Origin of the sequence: Flavobacterium sp. ACAM 123 (assembly GCF_000264055.1) — a bacterium.
GTDB lineage: Bacteria > Bacteroidota > Bacteroidia > Flavobacteriales > Flavobacteriaceae > Flavobacterium.
Map to the genome: position 1 here is coordinate 1 of NZ_AJXL01000210.1, position 1941 is coordinate 1941.

The window sequence follows — 1941 nt, forward strand, 5'->3', positions numbered from 1 at the left end:
TTCTTTTTGTTAGTAAAAACACTTAAATGATCTGTCATGGACAAACGAAAAATCATTCCCTACAATCCAAAACTTAAGGAGTATGCTCGGCAACTTCGAAACGACTCCACCCGAACAGAGATATTTCTTTGGTTGAAATTAAAAGGCAAGCAAATGTATGGGTATGATTTTCATCGACAAAAGCCGATTGATAATTATATTTTGGATTTTTTCTGTTATGAATTAATGTTGGATATTGAGGTGGATGGTTATTCGCATCAGTTTTTGGAAGTATATCATAAAGATGAGATCAAAGAAAAACGGATGAACGAATTGGGAATTACTGTTTTTCGATTCAGTGATGAAGAGGTATTAAAAGATATGGAAAATGTCATTCGAGCCATTGAGTTTTTTATATATAAATGGGAGCAACACACCCCCAACCCCTTTAATTCCTGATGTTACTTTGTATGGAGTCGTTGAATCTTACATTTCAAGAGGGGAGTTAGAACTTCATATAATTGCTATGGTGCTATAAATGTGATTTGAGCCATTGCGTTTTTTATTTATGAACAGGAGCAACACACCCCCAGCCCCTTTAACTCCTGATGTTATTTTGTATGGAGTCGTTGAATCTTCGATTTCAAGAGGGGAGTTAGAAGTACTTAAAACTGCTATTGTGCTATAAACGTGATTTGAGCCATTGCGTTTTTTATTTATGAACAGGAGCAACACACCCCCAGCCCCTCTCAAGAGGGGAGTTAGAAGTACTTAAAACTGCTATTGTGCTATAAACGTGATTTGAGATATTGAGGTTTTATGCTAAAGTAAACTATTATAATATCAAGTGTGGTTGAAACCTCCCGTAAAAATTGGGTATTATGTGTCGGTAGATTTATATTGTGTTTATGGTACCAATGTATTTAAATTTGTTTTGAAAACAGTATAGTTATTGATTCAATTGTACGAATTCCCCTCTCGAGAGGGGCTAGGGGTGTGTTCTTTTTGTTAGTAAAAACAACTAAATTATTTATCATAGCTCAGCTTTATGGGAATTGCTTTTTTACTTTTCAAGGCATAAGGTATTTTTAATTTTTTCACCTTCGTAAAGGGTGAAATTAAAAATGAGGGCTGCTTATTTGAACGGATTATTTTTTTAATTTTTTTCCCCTCCCTAAAGGGTGAAATTAAAAATGAGGGCTGATTATTTCAACTATAAATCTTCCTGAAAAAAGACAGAGGTCTCTCTTTATGGTTGGAGTAAAACGCTTTTTTAAATTTTGTGTTTCATTTTTCATCGCAAGATTGCTATATTCTTTTTAATGATTAGAAAGTTAGGAAGAGATTGTCATTATTTACGGGAGCAATTTATTTAAATTTGTTTTGAAAACAGTATCGTTAATGATTCAATTGCGCGTATTCCCCTCTCGAGAGGGGCTAGGGGTGTGTTCTTTTTGTTAGTAAAAACAACTAAATTATTTATTATGGACAAACGAAAAATCATTCTCTACAATCCACACCTTAAAGAGTATGCTCGACAACTTCGAAACGATTCCACTCGAACAGAGATATTTCTTTGGTTGAAATTAAAAGGCAAGCAAATGTACGGGTATGATTTTCATCGACAAAAGCCGATTGATAATTATATTTTGGATTTTTTCTGTTATGAATTAATGTTGGGTATTGAGGTGGATGGTTATTCGCATCAGTTTTTGGAAGTATATCATAAAGATGGGATCAAAGAAAAACGGATGAACGAATTGGGAATAACTGTTCTTCGATTCAGTGATGAAGAAGTATTAAAAGACATGGAAAATGTGATTCGAGCTATTGAGTTTTTTATATATGAACAGGAGCAACACACCCCCAACCCCTTTAACTCCTGATGTTACTTTGTATGGAGTCGTTGAATCTTCGATTTCAAGGGGGAGTTAGAACTGCATATAAATGCTATGGCGCTAT

2 protein-coding genes are annotated in these 1941 nt (G+C 34.3%); both read left to right on the top strand.

Going from position 1 to position 1941, the window contains the following annotated elements; genetic code table 11:
• Positions 1-36 precede the first annotated feature (36 nt).
• A complete protein-coding gene (locus A3SG_RS0118235) occupies positions 37-438 on the top strand; it encodes an endonuclease domain-containing protein (RefSeq protein WP_016991425.1) in 402 nt (133 codons plus the stop codon).
• A gap of 1025 nt (positions 439-1463) precedes the next feature.
• Positions 1464-1865, top strand: a complete 402-nt coding sequence (locus tag A3SG_RS0118245; RefSeq protein ID WP_016991427.1) for an endonuclease domain-containing protein — start codon at positions 1464-1466, stop codon at positions 1863-1865.
• Positions 1866-1941: the final 76 nt, after the last annotated feature.

Coding starts and splice junctions, on each gene's coding strand:
- A3SG_RS0118235 (WP_016991425.1), top strand. CDS start 37: ATGGACAAACGAAAAATCATTCCCTACAATCCAAAACTTAAGGAGTAT.
- A3SG_RS0118245 (WP_016991427.1), top strand. CDS start 1,464: ATGGACAAACGAAAAATCATTCTCTACAATCCACACCTTAAAGAGTAT.